This window comes from Acinetobacter sp. YH16052 (genome assembly GCF_013417155.1).
Lineage (GTDB): Bacteria > Pseudomonadota > Gammaproteobacteria > Pseudomonadales > Moraxellaceae > Acinetobacter.
This window is the reverse complement of the sequence record NZ_VPEO01000157.1, coordinates 1-1,367: the sequence shown is the minus strand read 5'-3', so window position 1 is coordinate 1,367 and position 1,367 is coordinate 1. Positions and strand designations below refer to the sequence as shown.

General features: G+C 36.5%; 3 protein-coding genes. 2 read left to right on the top strand and 1 reads right to left on the bottom strand.

Annotated elements, in window-relative coordinates; genetic code table 11:
* Nucleotides 1-259: integrase core domain-containing protein (locus FTV42_RS17755; protein WP_257223486.1), on the top strand; the 259-nt coding region annotated here is incomplete at its 5' end.
* Between the two features lie 218 nt (nucleotides 260-477).
* On the opposite strand, the gene FTV42_RS16910 is transcribed toward FTV42_RS17755, so the two are convergent.
* Nucleotides 478-894, bottom strand: coding sequence for a conjugal transfer protein TraD (locus FTV42_RS16910; RefSeq protein ID WP_108091264.1), 417 nt, complete (start codon nucleotides 892-894; stop codon nucleotides 478-480).
* Nucleotides 895-1,173: 279 nt separating this feature from the next.
* Here FTV42_RS16910 and FTV42_RS16905 point away from each other — a divergent pair, with 279 nt between their 5' ends.
* Nucleotides 1,174-1,329 (top strand): hypothetical protein, encoded by a 156-nt coding sequence (locus FTV42_RS16905; protein ID WP_002061201.1) that lies wholly within the window; start codon nucleotides 1,174-1,176, stop codon nucleotides 1,327-1,329.
* Nucleotides 1,330-1,367 lie beyond the last annotated feature (38 nt).

The following is a 1,367-nucleotide window of genomic DNA, read 5'->3' as shown; positions in this document are numbered from 1 at the left end:
AATACCAACGAACAGCCCAAAGAATGATTTCACCTTGAAAGTGCCGACCGTGGAAGGGATTCATCTGCTGTATCTCGAAATAAATAAGATATTTAGCTTATCATGTCAGCCTATTTGCAACAGTGCCCAACTTGCGACACTAAATTGGGTAGATTGGTTCAATAAAGAGCGTGTACATAGTGCACTAGGTTATGTATCACCTTTTGATTTTGAAGCAATGTACTATGATAAGATTAACCCGTTAGGTCAGGTGGCCTAACTTAAATAAAAAACTCTCCGACAAACCCGGTACGGTTCACCTTTATCTTTGTTTGTGATGAATACATTAGCAAGTTCCCATTTAGGTGCTGCATGAGAGAGAATTGGTAAAGATAGACAGAGTCCTAAGATAAACTTTTTCATTAATTGTCCTATGAAATCTCATAATGATTTGTTAAATCATAACTTAATTTATTGCTGATCTAGCTTAGCTTATAATTAATTTGAATTATTTTTACGTTGTTTGAGAACTTCTAATCCTAAATCCTTCCAAATTTGCCATTTCATATCATTTGGGTCTATTTCAGCAGTTTTAAGCAGAATTCCAAGTAATTCGGCTGGGTCACGCTGATCAAGGTTAGCAATTTCAAAAAGTGCGCCTAATTGAATGAGATGACGTGTACGAGCTTTTCGTTCAGCTTCCTTTTCTGCATTCAGTAATTTTCTGACTGCTATCTTCTGTTTATTCGCTCGATCTATGGCTTTTTCAGCTTTGATCAAGGCATTCAATTTTTTCTCTTGGTCGGGAGTACGGTATTGGATTTGAGCTAATTCTAATAAAAGCTTTTGTGCATCACTGGGATTCTTTAAAGCAGAAATGTAGGTAATTTTTTCAGACAGCCAATCATTATTCATATTCAATTCCTTAATTCATATACCGCAAAAGCACAGGCTCAATACTCAAAGAACGATAACAAAATAATTACGTCCAAGGTACGCAATTTTGTTAAAGTCGTTCTAGAGATTGTCGCCTGTACTTCCATCAAAAAATTGATGGCGCGCTTAGACGTTTCTCAATTTCATTGAGAAACCTAAGCACGTTAGGGACTTCATCCCTAAAACCCTGAAACTTCTTTTTTTCGTTCAATTGAAAATTGAATGAAAAAAAGAAGTACCAAAGCTAGGAGCAACAGCATGCAACTAAAACAGGTATTGGGAAAAATCAAAGATATTAGTTTTGGCGTGATCGCAGCACCGCTAATTATCATCATTATGATGTGGGCTTCGATACTTGATCAAAGAGCGTTTAAAAAAGAACGTAACCGAAAAAAGGAACAGGATAAGACCTAATGGCGATTGCTCGTTTAAGTGTCAAAGTCGGTAAGGCA